13 protein-coding genes are annotated in these 15,940 nt (G+C 69.0%); 6 read left to right on the forward strand and 7 right to left on the reverse strand.

The genetic code is table 11. The features are described from left to right. Positions 1-2 precede the first annotated feature (2 nt). The gene (locus EPN98_RS09160) at positions 3-1,166 is read right to left on the reverse strand and encodes a citrate synthase (protein WP_293362379.1); all 1,164 of its coding nucleotides are present in this window, start codon (positions 1,164-1,166) and stop codon (positions 3-5) included. Between the two features lie 82 nt (positions 1,167-1,248). Here EPN98_RS09160 and EPN98_RS09165 point away from each other — a divergent pair, with 82 nt between their 5' ends. Then, positions 1,249-2,331, forward strand: a complete 1,083-nt coding sequence (locus EPN98_RS09165; RefSeq protein ID WP_293362380.1) for a citrate synthase/methylcitrate synthase — start codon at positions 1,249-1,251, stop codon at positions 2,329-2,331. A gap of 57 nt (positions 2,332-2,388) precedes the next feature. Here the strand turns inward: EPN98_RS09165 and EPN98_RS09170 are convergent, their stop codons facing one another. Both EPN98_RS09170 and EPN98_RS09175 read right to left on the reverse strand, forming a co-directional pair. Beyond that, positions 2,389-3,516, reverse strand: a complete 1,128-nt coding sequence (locus tag EPN98_RS09170; protein WP_293362381.1) for a ferritin-like domain-containing protein — start codon at positions 3,514-3,516, stop codon at positions 2,389-2,391. A 124-nt stretch (positions 3,517-3,640) separates the two neighbouring features. After that, positions 3,641-4,261, reverse strand: coding sequence for a methylamine utilization protein (locus EPN98_RS09175; RefSeq protein ID WP_293362382.1), 621 nt, complete (start codon positions 4,259-4,261; stop codon positions 3,641-3,643). An 85-nt stretch (positions 4,262-4,346) separates the two neighbouring features. Between EPN98_RS09175 and EPN98_RS09180 the strand changes: the two genes are divergently transcribed. Both EPN98_RS09180 and EPN98_RS09185 read left to right on the forward strand, forming a co-directional pair. Then, positions 4,347-5,216, forward strand: coding sequence for a DUF3034 family protein (locus EPN98_RS09180; protein WP_293362383.1), 870 nt, complete (start codon positions 4,347-4,349; stop codon positions 5,214-5,216). Further along, positions 5,216-5,704: a group 1 truncated hemoglobin gene (locus EPN98_RS09185; RefSeq protein WP_293362384.1), complete on the forward strand. Its 489-nt coding sequence runs from the start codon at positions 5,216-5,218 to the stop codon at positions 5,702-5,704. Before EPN98_RS09180 ends, EPN98_RS09185 begins: the two co-directional genes overlap by 1 nt. A 279-nt stretch (positions 5,705-5,983) precedes the next feature. Here EPN98_RS09185 and EPN98_RS09195 read toward each other — a convergent pair whose 3' ends face one another. Beyond that, positions 5,984-7,507, reverse strand: coding sequence for an aldehyde dehydrogenase family protein (locus tag EPN98_RS09195; protein WP_293362386.1), 1,524 nt, complete (start codon positions 7,505-7,507; stop codon positions 5,984-5,986). Positions 7,508-7,510: 3 nt separating this feature from the next. Beyond that, positions 7,511-8,617 carry a saccharopine dehydrogenase C-terminal domain-containing protein gene (locus tag EPN98_RS09200; protein ID WP_293362387.1) on the reverse strand — a complete coding sequence of 369 codons (1,107 nt, stop codon included), beginning with the start codon at positions 8,615-8,617 and terminating at the stop codon, positions 7,511-7,513. Positions 8,618-8,738: 121 nt separating this feature from the next. On the opposite strand from EPN98_RS09200, the gene EPN98_RS09205 reads away from it, so the two are divergent. Both EPN98_RS09205 and EPN98_RS09210 read left to right on the forward strand, forming a co-directional pair. Continuing rightward, complete coding sequence (locus EPN98_RS09205) at positions 8,739-9,164, forward strand: Lrp/AsnC family transcriptional regulator (protein ID WP_293362388.1); 426 nt, start codon at positions 8,739-8,741, stop codon at positions 9,162-9,164. Next, on the forward strand, positions 9,164-9,916 hold the full coding sequence (locus tag EPN98_RS09210) for a PIG-L family deacetylase (RefSeq protein ID WP_293362389.1): 753 nt from the start codon (positions 9,164-9,166) through the stop codon (positions 9,914-9,916). The genes EPN98_RS09205 and EPN98_RS09210 overlap by 1 nt, the downstream gene beginning before the upstream one ends. 228 nt (positions 9,917-10,144) lie before the next feature. On the opposite strand, the gene EPN98_RS09215 is transcribed toward EPN98_RS09210, so the two are convergent. Continuing rightward, complete coding sequence (locus EPN98_RS09215; protein ID WP_293362390.1) at positions 10,145-11,302, reverse strand: Gfo/Idh/MocA family oxidoreductase; 1,158 nt, start codon at positions 11,300-11,302, stop codon at positions 10,145-10,147. Between the two features lie 205 nt (positions 11,303-11,507). Between EPN98_RS09215 and EPN98_RS09220 the strand changes: the two genes are divergently transcribed. After that, the gene (locus tag EPN98_RS09220; RefSeq protein WP_293362391.1) at positions 11,508-14,003 is read left to right on the forward strand and encodes an ATP-binding protein; all 2,496 of its coding nucleotides are present in this window, start codon (positions 11,508-11,510) and stop codon (positions 14,001-14,003) included. A 398-nt stretch (positions 14,004-14,401) separates the two neighbouring features. On the opposite strand, the gene EPN98_RS09225 is transcribed toward EPN98_RS09220, so the two are convergent. Continuing rightward, positions 14,402-15,757 (reverse strand): CehA/McbA family metallohydrolase, encoded by a 1,356-nt coding sequence (locus EPN98_RS09225; RefSeq protein WP_293362392.1) that lies wholly within the window; start codon positions 15,755-15,757, stop codon positions 14,402-14,404. Positions 15,758-15,940: the final 183 nt, after the last annotated feature.

A 15,940-nucleotide genomic window follows, 5' to 3' on the forward strand; every position in this document is an offset into this window, starting at 1 on the left:
CTTCATATCCCTTCCGGCTCGGGCCCTACGTACCGCGCCCGCGGCCGGATCAGGCGGTCCTGCTGGCCCTGTTCGATGGCATGCGCGATCCATCCGGCGCAACGCGCGACGCTGAAGAGGGCAAAGGGCGCGTCCCGCGGCAGCTTCAGCGCCTCGCACCCGGCCATCAGGGCGAAGTCGACATTGGCGGCCAGGCCGGTGATCGCCCAGACCATCTCCTGCAGACGCGCAAGCTCCTGCGGCGGCGTGAAGCGCTCCAGCAGGGCGGCCGCGCGGGGATCCCCGTCCGGGTAGAGGTTGTGACCGAACCCTGGGAGGGCTCGGTCATCGGTCAGACGCGCCGCGATCGCCTCGCGTGGGCCCCGCTCGGCGGCTTCCGCGACGAAGCGGCGCACCGCCTCGGTCGCCCCGCCGTGGCGTGGCCCTGAGAGCGTCGACAGTCCCGCCAGCGCTGATGCCGCCAGCGAGGCGCCCGTGGACGCCGCCACCCTTGCCGCAAAGGCCGAGGCGTTCAGCTCGTGGTCGGCCACCAGCACCAGGATGCGACGGATCAGATCCGCGCCGGGCCCGCCGGGCCCCTGGCCCCAGGCCAGCGCCAGACGATTGTGGATCGCGCCGCCGCCCACCTCGCCCGCGATGGCGTCGGTGAGGACATCCAGGAGGGTGGCCGCCTCGACCGCCAGGGCCAGGGGCGCGCGGCCCCGTGCGGGGGGATCGGTCGCCGCTCGCCGCGCCAGGGCCAGATAACCGCGCGTGCGCATGTCGGAGCCGGGCGGCGGTTCCGGCCGGTCGGTGCGCTTGAGCGCCGCGCCGTGGCCGCCGCGCAGCAGGCGGGCGACCGACTCCAGGGTCTCGGTCTCGGCCAGCCGGATCGCGTCGCGCCCGCGGTAGAACAGCCGCCCGCCGCTGACCGTGGTGATCTCGGAACTGAGCACCGGCTCGCCCCAGCTGATCGCGCCTTCGGCGACCTCGGAAATCTTGCGGCTGCGCGACTTGCGCTCCGTCAGCGCGGCGATGTCGGCGGCCCGATAGAGGCTGCGGCGCGGATCGGTCGGATCGGGCCGTACGCTCACGCGTCCCCGGCTCACATAGGCGTACAGCGTCTGCGGCCGCACCTTCAGGCGGGCCTGTGCTTCCTCGGCGGCGATCCAGTCGGTTGGCGGCATTATATATTGATCATATTGATCAAGATTGACGATGACAGGTTGAAGGCATTTCTCTCCCTCCGCAAGAGAGAAGGAGATCCCTATGACCGCTGCTTCCGATGGACTGGAAGGCGTCGTCGCCGCTGAGACCGTGCTGAGCGAAGTGGACGGCGCGAACGGCGTCCTGATCGTCCGCGGCCGTTCGCTGGACGAGCTGGCCGGCCGCACGACCTATGAAGACATGGTCGGCCTGCTGTTCGGCGGCTTCTACGCCGACCTGCCCGCAAATATCCCCGCCGCCCTGGGCGTTGCGCGCGTCGAGGTGTTCAAGGAAGTGGCCGCGCTGGACACCGGCCTGCTGGACCGCACGCCGATCGAGGCCATGCGCGCGCTGACCGCCCGTCTTGGCGATGGCGACGACGCCCAGGTCGCGTTCCGCCTGCTGGCCGCCCCGGCCGTGTTCACCGCTGCGGTGATCCGCGCCCAGGCCGGCGAGGCGCCGGTCGCGCCCGACCCCACGCTGCGCCACGCCGCCGACATCCTGCGCATGCTGCGCGGCGCGACCGCGAGCGCCGCCGAGGCCGACGCGCTGGACACCTACCTGGTGACGGTCGCCGACCACGGCCTGAACGCCTCGACCTTCGCGGCCCGCGTGGTGGCCTCGACCCGAGCGGGACTCACATCGGCGGTTCTGGCGGGGATCAGCGCGCTGAAGGGGCCGCTGCACGGCGGCGCGCCGGGGCCGGTGATCGAGATGCTGGACGAGATCGGCGAGCCCGGGAACGCCCGGGCCTGGATCGAAGGGGCGCTGGCCCGCGGCGACCGGTTGATGGGCTTCGGCCACCGGATCTACAAGGTGCGCGACCCGCGCGCCGATGCCCTGAAGGCCGCCGTGCGCTGGCTGGACGCCCGCCAGGGGCGGCTGGAGTTCGCCGAGGCCGTGGAAGCGGCGGCGCTGGCCATCCTGCGCGAACACAAGCCCAACCGCGCCCTGCAGACCAATGTTGAGTTCTACACGGCGCTGCTCTTGGAGGCGCTCGACTTCCCGCCCAGCGCCTTCACCAACGTCTTCGCCATGGGCCGCGTGGCCGGCTGGCTGGCTCACGCGCGCGAGCAACTCGCCGGTGGCCGACTGATCCGCCCGGCCAGCGTTTACGTCGGGCCGATGCCGAAGAAGGCGGCCTGAAACGCAAAGGGGCGGCAGGTCGCCCTGCCGCCCCTCCGACGCTGTGTGACGCGAGGCCTATTCGGCCGCGATCAGGATCTGCTTGGCCTTGTCGGCGAAGTTGATCTCCTGGAGGTAGCGGATGCCCTCCTCGGCGATGGCGTCGCCCACCATCGCGTCGCCCTCGGAACGCAGTTCCTCCAGGTCGACGTACATGGCGTAGAAGGCTTTGGTGCGGTCGGTGATGATGCCGGCGTTCAGCAGGGTCTTCACCAGCACGCGGAAGATGTTGGCCTGTTCCTTCATCCCCTCGCGACGCGTCTCGTCGGTGATGATGGTGGCGAGCTCGGCGATCACGATGTCGGGGTCGAGACCGAACTCCTCATACAGGCTGCGCTGCTGGGTCGGACCCACCAGGTTGAACAGCAGCGTCTGGAAGCACTGGGCGGCCCAGAGTTCGATGACCTCGTGCTCCTTCTCCGACAGGTGCGGGATGGTCCGGTCGGCCCAAATCTTCCCGAACTTGTGGTGGAAGGCCTCGTCGGTCATGACCAGCTGCATCAGCTTCTTGCAGAGCGGGTCGTTGGTCACCTTGAAGAAGGTCGCGAAGGCGCCCATCGCCAGGCCTTCCACCAGCATCTGCATGCCGATGATCTTCTTGTAGACCTCGGGGCTGCCGATGATGTCGACCAGCAGCGCCTTAAGCGTCGGGCCGCACTCGACCGGGCGCCCCCAGCGCGCCTTGATGTACTTGGCGAAGGCCGTGACGTGGCGGGCTTCTTCGCGGGTCTGGTTGGCGGCGTATTCCTGCGCGCCCTGGTCCTTCAGAACGTGGCAGAGGCTCGCCGAGAGGTTCAGCGCGCCCTGCTCTCCGTGCAGGATCGAGGAGAAGCTGCGCAGCGCGAACTGGTTGACGAACCGGACGCGGTCCTTGCGGTCGGACAGGCGATCCGAGACGTACTTCGTCTGCAGGGACACGACCATGTCCTCCGGCAGGAGCATCTCGTTCTCCATGTCGAAGGGCTCGTCGAAGTCGATGTACCTCTTGTCGAGCGGGTCCCAGAAGTGGTCGTGGGTCGCGCTGATGATCTTGTCGAAAGCGGTCGAGCGGTTGTTGTACCGGTCGAGCTCAAGCATGGACTCGAAGTCGTCGGGGGCAACCGCGTCGTAGATGATGTCCTTGGTGATGTTGCCGTCGGCGGCCATGGGGAGTTCCTCACCTTTTCAAGAGGCGCCACCCTGAGGGCCGGAAGGGCGTGAGTCAAGAAAGTGACGCCGGTGTCACTTTCCTAACCATGCGGAGCCACGGATTCTGCGCGATCGGCGCAGATCAGCGGGTGAGGGCGGGCCGCAGTTCCACGGTCACCGTGGCCCGCTGGGCGGCGCCGGCTACGGCCAGCGGGCGAGCGATCGGAGCGCGGGCCTTCAGATCCGGATGCCAGACCAGCAGCGTGGCCCCGCCGGCTGGAGCGTCCTGCACCACGGCGACGCCCTGCGGGTTCGACTTGGCCGCGAACGGCGTGTCGCTCACGAAAATGAAGGCGATCATGCTGTCGTGGATGTTGCAGCCCAGCGAGACGGCGCCCGGCTTGTCGAACGTGATGCTCCGGGTCTCGTCGCGTCCGTAGAGCTTGAGCTCGAACTTCTTCGGCGCCGAGAACGAATAGACGTGGTGGCGCACCTTATCCTTGTTGGGGAACGAGACGGTCGACCCCAGCGGGACGATCAGCACATAGGGGGTGAACTGGGTGTTCTGCTGGGCCATCACCATGGGCCAGTTCACCTTCATCGGCGTGCCGGGCGCCACACCGCCGGCGGGCCGGATCATGACCACGGCGTCGCGCACAGGCTTGCCGGCCTGGTCGCGGACATCAACGGACACATCGCCGGCGACGGCGGGCGCGGCGGCTAAGGCGACGGCCAGGGCGAGCGGGGCAAGTGTGCGGCGCATGATCCTCAATACCGTCGATCGCCTGAACCGGATGTAAAGGCTTCCCCGTCTAGTTGTGAGGGCTCAATCCGCGCGAGAGGGTGTCATGACTTGGGGCTGGATCGCCCTGGCTGCAGCGGCCGGACTCTCGGCGACGCCGGCCGCCGCCCAGGAGGTCCGCACCCTGGGAAAGCTGTTGCTTACCGGCGGCGTGACAACGGTGGAGGGTTCGGCAGGCGGCGGCCTGGCCACCTGGGCTGTGGTCACCGGTTACGAGACCCGCGAGGGCATTGGCGCCAATGCGCACGCCACCTTGGTCGAACTGCCAGACTATCAGTTCCGGGCCCATGGCGCCGCCGTGGGCCTCTATGACCGCGTCGAGCTCAGCTATACCCGCCAGGCGTTCGACACCCGAGGGACCGGGGCCAAGCTCGGCCTCGGCAAAGGGTTCACGTTCCGCCAGGAGGTCGTCGGCGCGAAGCTGCGGGTGCTGGGCGACGCCATCTACAACCAGGACACCTGGGTCCCGCAGGTTGCGGTCGGCGTGCAGTACAAGAACGCCGACAAGGCCGCGGTCATCGGGCTGCTGGGCGGACAGGATGACGATGGGGTCGACGTCTACGTCGCCGCCACCAAGGTGCTTCTGGCGGAGAGCCTCGTTTTGAATGGCACGCTGCGCGCCACCAAGGCGAACCAGACCGGCCTGCTGGGTTTCGGCGGCCCGGGCGCCGACGATTATACGGTCCAGTTCGAAGGGTCGGCCGGGATGCTGCTGTCCAAGCGCCTCCTGGTCGGGGCCGAATACCGGAGCAAGCCGAACAAGCTGGGCCTCCAGGAGGACGACTGGTTCGATGTGTTCGCGGCCTATGCGGTGAACAAGAACTTCTCGGTCACGGCGGCCTACGCCGATCTTGGAACCGTCGCCACGTTCAAGGGCCAACGCGGCCTCTACCTTTCGCTGCAGGCAGGCTTCTGATGCTCAAGGCCCTCATCATCGCGGCCGCGTTCGCGGGGGCGCCCGAGAACCCGTCGCCGACCTACCCGAACGAGGAAGCGGTCGAACCCTACGTGCAGTCCAACGCGAACGCCGGCGCGTCCCCCTTCGCCGACAAGGCGATGTGGGCGGCGTTCGGGGGCCGGGCGGGCGTCGACCGGATCGTCGACGACCTGGTTGACCGCAGCATCGCCGACCCGCGCATCTCCGAGATCTTCAAGGCCCACGACCTGGTCCGCCTGCGTCGCACCCTGAAGGAGCAGTTCTGCTACATCCTGAATGGCGGCTGCGAGTACACGGGTCGCGACATGAAGACGACCCACAGGGATCTCGGCGTCCAGAACGCTGACTTCAACGCGTTGGTCGAGCACCTTCAGGCGGCGATGGATCGTGAGAAGATCCCGTTTCGCGTCCAGAACCGCTTCCTGGCGAAGTTGGCCCCGATGCAGCGGACGACGGTTGAGCGCTAGCCTTCCACGCCGCATAGCGCTCGCGCAGGCAGCGGGCGCAGGGACGATAGCCGGCGGCGACGGCGGTGGCTTCGTCGGCGAAGAACACGCGGTGGCGGACATAGTGGCCCTTCGCGATCCAGCCGCGCGCGCTGGCGCAATCCAGCCGTCCGTAGGCCTTAAGCCGGCGATGGCCGCCGAGGGTTCCTGGCGTGGCGCTGAGATAGGGTTGGCCGTCAGGTCCGATCAACTGGAACACGGCCGATCCTCTCAGACGGAGGATCGGCGCGCTCGCGGGAATCAGACGTCGAACTTCACGCCCTGGGCCAGAGGCAGGGTCGAGCCGTAGTTCATCGTGTTGGTGGCGCGGCGCATGTACGCCTTCCAGGAGTCCGAGCCGGCCTCGCGGCCGCCGCCCGTCTCCTTCTCGCCGCCGAACGCACCGCCGATTTCGGCGCCCGAGGGGCCGATGTTGACGTTGGCGATGCCGCAGTCCGAGCCGCGGGCTGAGATGAAGAGCTCGGCCTCGCGCATGTCGTTGGTGAAGATCGACGACGAAAGGCCCTGGGGCACGTCGTTCTGCAGCGCGATAGCCTGATCCAGGTCGCGGTATCTCATCACGTAGAGGATCGGCGCGAAGGTCTCGCGTTTCACGACGTCGGCTTGGCGGTCGATCTCGACCAGGGCCGGGCGGGCGTAGAAGGCCTCGCCCATATCGACGCGCTCGCCGCCGGTGACGGCGCCGCCCGCGGCCTTCGCGTCGGCCAGGGCGGCCTGCATCAGGTCAAAGCCCTGCTGGTCGATCAGCGGGCCCACAAGCGTGCCGGCCGCGCGGGGATCGCCGACCGGCACCGTGGCGTACGCGGCCTTCAATCGCGGGACGAAGGCGTCGTAGACGCTTTCGTGCACGAACAGGCGGCGCAGCGTGGTGCAGCGCTGGCCGGCGGTGCCCATGGCCGCGAACGCGACGCCGCGGATGGCGAGGTCGAGGTCAGCGGTGGGCGCGATGATCGCGGCGTTGTTGCCGCCTAGCTCGAGCAGGGCGCGGGCAAAGCGTTGGGCCAGCCGCGGGCCGACCGCGCGGCCCATGGCGGTGGAGCCCGTGGCGCTGACCAGCGGGACTTTCGGGTGGTCGACAAGAGCCTCGCCCACCTCGCGGCCGCCGATCACGACCGACGACAGGCCCGCTGGCGCGTCGCCAAACTTCGCGCAGGCGCGCTCGAACAGGGCCTGGGTCGCCAGCGCGGTCAGCGGGGTCTTCTCGCTGGGCTTCCAGACGCAGGCGTCGCCGCAGACGAACGCCAGGGCCGAGTTCCACGACCACACGGCCACCGGGAAGTTGAACGCCGAGATCACGCCCACCACGCCCAACGGGTGCCAGGTCTCCATCATCCGGTGGTCCGGGCGCTCGGTAGCGATGGTCAGGCCGAACAGCTGGCGCGACAACCCGACCGCGTAGTCGCAGATGTCGATCATCTCCTGGACTTCGCCCAGGGCTTCCGAGGTGACCTTGCCGGCCTCCAGGGTGACCAGGGCGCCCAGGTCGGCCTTGGCCGCCCGCAGTTCCTCGCCCAGCAGGCGCACCAGCTCGCCGCGGCGGGGCGCGGGTACGTTGCGCCAGGCGAGGAAGGCGCCGTGGGCGGCTTCGATGGCGGCGTCGACTTCGGCCTTCGAGGCGTCATGCACATGGGCCATCACCTCACCGGTGACGGGCGAGCGGACCGGACGGCCGCCGCCGTTCCACAGGGCCTCGTCGACGCCCAGGCGACCGAGGACGTCGGCGGCTTCAGCGGCGGCGGAGGTGATCTTGGCTTGCACGGTCATGGTCTACTCTGCGGCGGCGCGAAGGAGCGGAGCCTCCGGCGCGTAATAGCGTCCGAAGCGGTTCGCGAGGAAGGCGTGGAGCGGGATATCTTCCTGGCGGATGAAACCCTGCGCAGGCAGCGAGCCGTCTGCCAGCATGTCCAAAACCGCGCAGATGGCGCCGGCGGTGGTGATCTGAATGGCGCTCTTCACTTCGCCGCCGACCTCCTGGGCGAACACCTTGTTGACGTAGGTCTCCTGCATCAGGTGGCCCTTCTTCATCCCCGAGACGGTGACGAAGACGATGACCACGTCCTGCATCGTGGCCGGGACCGAGTTCTCGAGGATGTCCTTCAGCACGTCGCGGCGGTTGCGGAGGTTCAGGTCGTTGAGCAGCGCCTTGATGATCGCGGCGTGGCCCGGATAGCGGATGGTCTTGTAGTTGAGGTTGCGGACCTGGCCCTCGAGGGTGTGGCAGAGCGTGCCCAGGCCGCCTGAGGTGTTGAAGGCCTCGTAGGTGACGCCATCGAGGGCGAACTCCTCGCGCTCTTCCATGGCCGGCGTCTCGCGCAGCGCGCCGTTCACGATGGCTTCGCAGGGCTCGCAGTACTCGTTGATGACGCCGTCGGTCGACCAGGTGAGGTTGTAGTTCAGCGCGTTCGAGGGGTAGCGGGGCAGGGCGCCGACGCGCAGGCGCACGTCGTGCAGCTGGTCGAAGTGCTTGATCAGGTCCCATGCGGCGATGGTGATGAAGCCGGGGGCCAGGCCGCATTGCGGGATGAAGGCCGTGGCGGCGTCGGCGGCGAGGTCGCGGACCACGCGGCTGGAGGCGACATCTTCGGTCAGGTCCAGGTAGTGGGCCCCTGCGGCCTTGGCGGCGCGGGCGACGGCGATGGTCAGATGGTAGGGGGCGCAGTTCACGGCGGCGAAGCACCCGGTCATGGCGCCTTCCAGCTGGGCCGGGTTGTCGATGGCGAGGGCCGCGGTGGAGATGTGGGCGCGGCCGGCGAACTCGGCGAGCGCCTCGGCCGACTGGTCGATCAGCACGACCTCGTAGCTGCCCGAGCCGACCAGAAGGTCGACGACGGTGGAACCGATCTTGCCTGCCCCGACGACGGCGACTTTGCGCATGGTGTGACCTCTTGTTGTAGTGACCACAGGATCGAGGGGTGCGCCGCCACTTTCAATTAGCGCATCGGCGATATGTGGGTGTAATTTGGGCGTATTGCCGACCTCATTGTGCGGAACGACGATGGACGATCTCGACGAACATCTGCTGGCGCGGCTGCGGGACAATGCGCGGGCGCCGGTGGCCGAGCTGGCGCGGGCGCTGGGGCTGTCGCGGACCACGGTGCAGAGCCGGCTGGCCAAGCTGGAGCGCAGCGGCGTCATCGCGGGCTATGCGGTGCGGCTGGCGGGGGCCTACGAGGCCGGCCGGGTGCATGCGTTCATCATGCTGACGGTCGAGCCGAAACAGGCGGCGGCGGTGACGGCCGCCCTCAGGCGGATGCCCGGCGTGCGGCGTCTACAGTCTGTTAGCGGGCCGTTCGATATGATCGCTACGGTTGAGGCCGCGGGGGTCGCCGACATGGACGCCGTCATCGACGAGATCGGCGCCGTGAAGGGCGTCGAGCGGACCAACACCTCGCTTGTCCTGTCCACGAAGTTCGATCGCTGATGGCCAAGATTGTCGCTGTCCACGCCCACCCCGACGACCTGGAGATCCTGGCCGGCGGCACGCTGGCCATCCTGGCGTCGCTGGGGCACGCGGTGACGATGGTGACGGCGACGGCCGGCGAGGGCGGCTCGGCCGACCTGCCGCCCAACGAGACCGGCCGCACACGGTTGACCGAGGCGGCGGCGGCGGCGGGGCGGATCGGCGCCCAGCATCGGTGCCTGGGCTTCCCCGACCTGGGCGTCTTCAACGACGACGCCTCGCGCCGGAAGGTCACGGAGCTGTTGCGCGAAACCACGCCGGATGTGGTGATCACCGCCTCGCCCGCCGACTATCACCCCGACCACGAGGCGATCAGCGTGCTGGTGCGCGACGCCTGCTTCGCCGCTCCGGTGGCCAACTACCGAACCGGCGCCGCGCCCGCGCTGCCGGGCATCCCGCCGCTCTACTTCACCGACGCCATCGGCGGCCGCGACCGCGACGGCAACCCGCTGAAGCGCGAGTTCGGCGTCGATGTCGGCCGGCACTACGACGTCAAGCGGGCGATGGTGGCCGAGCATCGCAGCCAGGTCGCCTGGGTGGCCCGCCAGCACGGCATCTCCGACTTCGTGGGCGACATGGACGCCTGGACCCGCAAGGTCGGCCACGACTTCGGCGTCAGCTACGCCGAGGGTTTCCGGCAATACCGCCACCCGCCGTACCCGCGCGAGATGAAGCTGCAGCACCTGCTGGGCGCGGCGGTGTTGAATCCGTAAGGGCGCCTTCCTTTCCCACGCAGTGGGAGAGGGGGACCGCACGCCGAGGCCGAAGGCCGTAGAGCGCGTGGTGGAGAGGGCATGCCGCTTCACCGACGCCACGCCTGACGTGCTGAGCCCTAGGGTGGATGATTAAGCGGCGCTGCCGGCCGCATGCCCTCTCCACCACGCGCTCTTCGCTGCGCTCGGCCCGTGGTCCCCCTCTCCCACTGCGTGGGAAAGGAGAGACTATGCTTTGCACGCCGCATCGTACCTCGCCCACATGGGGGCGCAGTCGACGACCTGGCGGGTCTCCATGGCCCGGTCGATGGCCATGACGGTCAGGCCGGCCTCCATCGACTCGTAGGGTGTGACCGGGAAGGCGGCGCGGGCTTCCAGGGCGGCCAGCAGGTCCAGGGCCATGGCCTGGTCGGCGCCGTTGTGGGCGTCGGCGGTGACGCCGCCGTATTCCACCTTCTCGGGTCTTCCGCGGAACAGGGCGCGGCGGACCATCAGCTTGTTGCGGACCAGATCGGCGATCAGGGTCCCGTCGGTCCCGGCCACGTACCAGCGCCGCTCGGTGAGCGAGCTGTGGCTGTTGGCGTGGAACGACAGCCGCACCTGGTTCTCGTACTCGACCAGCGCCACCTGATGGTCGGTGACGTCCATGTCGGACTGGAAGGCGTCGTTCGAGGCGTTCCACCCGGCGTCGCGGTAGGCATAAGCGTCGGACCCGTCCTCGTAGACGCGCGCCACCTCGCCGCGATCCGACCTGAAGATGCGGCGCCCGCCGAAGCTGGCCACCCGCTCGGGCCGGGCGCCGACGAAGCGGCCGAAGACGTCGAAGTCGTGGACCACCTTGTCCAGCAGGTAGCTCCCGCCCCAGGCCTGCTTGCGCCGCCAGTTGCGGGCGAGGTAGGCGCCGTGCTCGGGCCCGAGGTGCTCGGTGGCGTCGATGGAGACCAGCTCGCCGAGCTCGCCATCATCGATCCGGCTGATCACCTCGCGCACGATCGGCAGCGAGCGCATGACCAGACCCACGTAGATCGGGGGCGCAGGCTGGGCGAGGCGGCGGGCCAGCGCCTCGGTCTCGTCCTCGGTGCGCACGATCGGCTTCTCGGCGAAGATCGGCCAGCCCGTCTGCATCACCAGCATCAGATGCTCGAAGTGCAGATGGTTGGGCGCGCCCAGCATCAGGAGGTCGTAGGGTCCGCGGGCGATGAGCTCGGCGGGATCGGCGCATGGGCGGCCCATCCGGATGTCGGCGGCCTCAAGAATCGGCGCGCCGATCGGGGCCGGGTCGGCATAGGCCTCAAGCACGAAGCTCCAGCCAACCTCCTTCATCGCCGCCAGCACGTGCGCGATCCGCTGGCCCAGGCCGATGACGCCGATGCGGTACGTGGTCATGCGTGGTCTCCCCCTGGGGCGCATCAAGCCACGCCAGGGAAGGCGCGCCAAGTTCCTCCCCGGACATCGGGGGAGGAACTCGCTGCTCCAGCCACAGTGTTCGACAGAACAATGTGCGACGATTGGCCGAATAGCGCGGTCCGGTTACCCCGCTTAAACATAAAAGCATCAAGGATGCCCGACGCTTGGGAGGCCCGGTCGGGCGATGAGATCTCTTTCTCGCAGGTTTCTGGTCAGCGTCGGCGTCATGTCGCTGATCGTGACGATCCTGGGGACGCTGGGGGCGTTCCTGGTGTTCAAGCGCGAGCTTGAGCAGCGCCAGATCGCGTTCCTGCAGGACTACGTCCGCGAGCGCACAAGCAACGTCGAACGCCGCTTCTCCAACCTGACCGCCCTACACCAGGCCGCCGGCGAGGAGCTGGAGCGGCGGGTGAATCACATCTCGGACGCCGAGACCCATCGCATGGCGGAAGAGTACTTTCCGATGCGGCCGGACGGCACCCGGCGGAGCCGGGACAAGTACTTCGACGGCACAATGATCAACGGCTCTTACCTCTACGGTATGGGCGCGTTCATCAGTGACGCCAAGAACCTGCCGATGGACCAGAAGAAGGCGCTGGTCACGTCGTTCCGCCTGGTGGCGACCTTCGGCCAGGCGGCGCGCAAGGACTACGACAACTTCTACTTCTTCATCCCCCCGCATGCGCGGCTGGTGGTCTACGGCCCCGAGCGGCCCGACAGGCTGATGTTCTATCGCCACGATGCGCCGGCGGACCTCGACATCTCCAAGGAGGAGATGTCTTCGCTGACGAACCCGGCGAACAACCCGCGGCGGCTGACGCGCTGTACGAATCTGCAGCGGCTGATCCAGGACAAGGTCGGCGAGCGCCTGGCGACGGCATGCCTGACGCCTGCCTATATCAACAACCGCTACGTCGGCGCGTTCGGCTCGTCGATCGAGCTGACCGGGTTCCTGGCCAATGCGGTGAAGACCTCGCTGCCGGGCGCCTCGACGCTGCTGGTGACGGGCAAGGGCGAACTGATCGCCTATCCCGGCTTTACGACGCCGGGCAAGGCCTCGGAGAAGGCGGTCGCTCGGTACGAGCGCGAGTTGCACCTGAAGGCCCTGGTGGGCGCCGTCCACAAGACCGGCAAGACCAGCGGCGTGATCGACAGTCCCGACGGCCAGCAGATCGTGGCGTTCGGCCAACTGGCCGGGCCCGACTGGTTTCTGATGCTGACCTATCCCAAGGCCCAGGTGGCGGCCTCGGCCGCGCGATCGGCCTCTTGGCTGCTGGTGGTGGGCGCGATCTTCGCGGCGATGCAGACGCTGCTGGTGGTGTTCGTGGCCCGGCGCGCCATCGTCTGGCCGCTGCAGCGCCTGGCGGACTCGTGCGAGGCGGGCGAGGCGACGCGGCCCGACGTGAGCGAGGAGGAAGCCCGCAACGACGAGATCGGCGTGCTGGCCCGCGCGCTGCGCGCCGACCGCGAGAAGGCCGAGGGCATCATGGCCTCGCTGGAGGACCGGGTGCAGGAGCGCACCGCGCAGCTGGAGCGCGCCAACGCCGAGAAGTCGCGGTTCCTGGCCAACATGAGCCACGAGCTGCGCACCCCGCTCAACGGGGTGATCGCCATTTCCGAGACCCTTGCGCGTGAGCAGGCGACGCCCAAGGGCAAGGAGCTGGCCGAGCTGATCGTGTCGTCGGGCCGCCTGCTGGAGCGGGTGCTGACCGACATCCTCGACTTCTCGAAGATCGAGGCGGGCGAGATCAAGCTCAGCCGCGACGAGTTCTCGATGACCACCCTGGTCAGTCGGATCGCCGAGCTGCATCGCGCCTCGGCCGAGACCAAGGGACTGGCGTTCAGCTGGGTCGTCGCGCCCGAAGCCGACCGCCGGTTCGCCGGCGACACCGTGCGCCTGACCCAGGTGCTGTCGAACCTGCTGTCCAATGCGGTGAAGTTCACCGAGGCGGGCGAAGTGCGCCTGGAGGTCGAGGCGGCCGGCGGCGCCGTCTGCTTCACCGTCGCCGACACGGGCATCGGCTTCGACGACGAGGTGCGCGAGCGCCTGTTCCGCCGCTTCGAGCAGGCCGACGCGTCGATCCGGCGGCGCTTCGGCGGCACGGGCCTGGGGCTGGCGATCAGCCGTTCGCTGGTCGAGCTGATGGGCGGCACGATCTCTGTGGCCTCGGATCCCGGCAAGGGCTCGATCTTCTCGGTCATGACCCCGCTGGAGCCGGTGGACGGCGAGGCGGTCGAGGTCGAGGAGGACGCCTTCGAGGGCTTCGACATCTCGGGCGCTCGGGTGCTGCTGGCTGAGGACCATCCGACCAACCAGAAGGTCGTGCAGCTGGTGCTGGACTCTGTGGGGATCGAGCCGGTGATCGTGGAGAACGGCAGGCTGGCGCTGGAGGCGCTGCAGGCGAGCCGGTTCGACGTGGTGCTGATGGACATGCAGATGCCCGAACTGGACGGCCTGTCGGCGACGATCCAGCTGCGCGCCTGGGAGCGCGAGCAGGGCCTGCCGCGGACGCCGGTGATCATGCTGACCGCCAACGCGCTGGACGAGCATGTGAAGTCCAGCCTCGAGGCGGGGGCCGACGCCCACCTCTCCAAGCCCATCCGCGCCGACGCGCTGATCGAAGCCATTCTGCACGCCATGGCGGGCGCCGAGGGACCGGCCGAAGAGGCGGCGGCGTAGCAGACTTCCGGGCCGCCGTGGCGCGTCAGCGCCGAATGGATTCGTCCACGAACCACACGAACCACACGAACGCAGCGCGTGATCACGCGGTCTCGGACGCTTGAACATGTTCGTGTGGTTCGTGTGGTTCGTGGACAACCAAGACAGCGCCTGCGGCGCGCGAGGGCAGTCCGCCTAACGCCCTTCCTTTCCCACGCTGTGGGAGAGGGGGACCGCCCGCCGAAGAGCGGGGGGTGGAGAGTGCGAGAGCCTCATCCAAGACTGCCGCCAGCTGATCTGCTGAGCCTACGGGCGGAAGGACCATCCGCCCTGCCGGCCGCTTGCCCTTCCCACCCCCGCTCTTCGGCCTGCGGCCTCGGCGGGCGGTCCCCTCTTCCCATTGCATGGGAAGGGCAGGATCAGCGCAGGTAGATGGGATTGCCGAGGAGCCAGAGGGCGCCGTCGGGGCCGAGGACGTCCACCCTGACCCAGTGGCGCTTGCCGTCGACGCCGAAGGCGACGTCGGTGGTGAGGTCGGCGCTGTCGATGGGAATGGGCGGCGGGACGAACTTCGGCTCGTCGCTGCGGACCACGATCTGGCCGCCCGCTGCGCCCTTCACCTTGATGTGCAGCCGGACCAGGGCGCCCTTTTCCAAGGCCAGGACGTCGCCCATGCCGGCCGTGACGCCGCCCGCGCGGGCGGTGACGTCGAGCAGGCGATCGCGGGTTCCCTGTGTGTCGACGAAGACGTGGCCGGCGCGGATCGCGGCCAGGATGGCGTCCTGAGAGAGGTTGTCGGCGCGCACGACGGTGGCGGGCGTCCCCACGCCGCGCAGGCCCGCGAGGCTGGCGTCGTGGTTGTCGGAGCCGCCCACGGCGGTGACCCGATGGCCTGCGCTCAGCCGCTTCTCCCAGAAGGGGATGCCCGACAGCGGGCCGGTGGCGCCCACGCCATTCACCACCTCGATCGCGGGCACGCGGGCGTCGTCCGTCTTCGCCGTCCAGCCGCAGCCCATGCAGGCCTCGCCCGAGGGCAGGCCGGGGTGGTTGATCGAGAACAGGCCGCCGGCCTTGTCGACCTGGTTCAGGATCGCGGCCACATCCGGCGCGCGCGGGCCGCCCAGCTGGAAGTCCAGCGGGGCGGTCATGCCCAGGACGTTCGCGTGGCCCTGGAAGGTGGTGATCTCGCGGCCGGGGATGACGACCAGGGCGTCATAGGCCCCCTGGAGCTCGGCCAGATCCTGGAAGTGGGACGGGGTGTTGTGGTCGGTGACCGCCACGAAATCGAGGCCGCGCGCGACGGCCGCGTCCAGGGTCCGGAACGTGGGGCAGGGGACCCGGCGGCCGGTCTGCGACGGACAGCCGCCATCGGAGTGCTGGGTGTGGACGTGCAGGTCGCCGCGGTACCAGCCGGGGCCGGCCTTCAGCGGCGCCTCGGCGAAGCCGTGGAACACCGGGCTGTCGTCCAGGGTGATGGTCGCCGTGTATTCGGCCCGCGCGTCCTTGCGCAGGTTGGGAACGCCCAGGATCAGCTTCCACTCGCCGGCCGGCAGCGGGCCGGGCAGGTACGAGGGCGTGGCCCAGGTCTCGGTCAGCGTGAACCGCGACTTGTTCCCGCCGCTCCAGCCGCGCAGGCGCTGAGGATCGCGGAGCCCCAGGTCGATCACCGATCTCTCGTCCTTGCCGGTGTAGCTGAACTGGACGGTGACCGCGGTGGTCCCGGCCGGAACCCGGAACGGAACCTCGCGGTAGGTCTGGTGATCGGCGCCGGTCATGACGCCGGTGAGCGTGAGCGTCTCGGCGGCAAAGGCGCAGGTCGGGAGCAGCAGACTCGCGACGATCGCGCCGGCCCAGCGCCCCCTCCACCCTTCGGGTCCCCCTCCCCCGCCGCGCGGGCGAGGAACTTGGGCCGATCGATCCGCATCAGTTCCTCCCCCATAACCATGGGGGAGGGGGAC

The sequence above is a fragment of the Phenylobacterium sp. genome (genome assembly GCF_004299445.1).
Lineage (GTDB): Bacteria > Pseudomonadota > Alphaproteobacteria > Caulobacterales > Caulobacteraceae > Phenylobacterium.

Bases quoted from the DNA above. Each gene is read 5' to 3' on its own strand.
- EPN98_RS09160 (WP_293362379.1), bottom strand. From the start codon at position 1,166: ATGCCGCCAACCGACTGGATCGCCGCCGAGGAAGCACAGGCCCGCCTG.
- EPN98_RS09165 (WP_293362380.1), top strand. From the start codon at position 1,249: ATGACCGCTGCTTCCGATGGACTGGAAGGCGTCGTCGCCGCTGAGACC.
- EPN98_RS09170 (WP_293362381.1), bottom strand. From the start codon at position 3,516: ATGGCCGCCGACGGCAACATCACCAAGGACATCATCTACGACGCGGTT.
- EPN98_RS09175 (WP_293362382.1), bottom strand. From the start codon at position 4,261: ATGCGCCGCACACTTGCCCCGCTCGCCCTGGCCGTCGCCTTAGCCGCC.
- EPN98_RS09180 (WP_293362383.1), top strand. From the start codon at position 4,347: ATGACTTGGGGCTGGATCGCCCTGGCTGCAGCGGCCGGACTCTCGGCG.
- EPN98_RS09185 (WP_293362384.1), top strand. From the start codon at position 5,216: ATGCTCAAGGCCCTCATCATCGCGGCCGCGTTCGCGGGGGCGCCCGAG.
- EPN98_RS09195 (WP_293362386.1), bottom strand. From the start codon at position 7,507: ATGACCGTGCAAGCCAAGATCACCTCCGCCGCCGCTGAAGCCGCCGAC.
- EPN98_RS09200 (WP_293362387.1), bottom strand. From the start codon at position 8,617: ATGCGCAAAGTCGCCGTCGTCGGGGCAGGCAAGATCGGTTCCACCGTC.
- EPN98_RS09205 (WP_293362388.1), top strand. From the start codon at position 8,739: ATGGACGATCTCGACGAACATCTGCTGGCGCGGCTGCGGGACAATGCG.
- EPN98_RS09210 (WP_293362389.1), top strand. From the start codon at position 9,164: ATGGCCAAGATTGTCGCTGTCCACGCCCACCCCGACGACCTGGAGATC.
- EPN98_RS09215 (WP_293362390.1), bottom strand. From the start codon at position 11,302: ATGACCACGTACCGCATCGGCGTCATCGGCCTGGGCCAGCGGATCGCG.
- EPN98_RS09220 (WP_293362391.1), top strand. From the start codon at position 11,508: ATGAGATCTCTTTCTCGCAGGTTTCTGGTCAGCGTCGGCGTCATGTCG.
- EPN98_RS09225 (WP_293362392.1), bottom strand. From the start codon at position 15,757: ATGACCGGCGCCGATCACCAGACCTACCGCGAGGTTCCGTTCCGGGTT.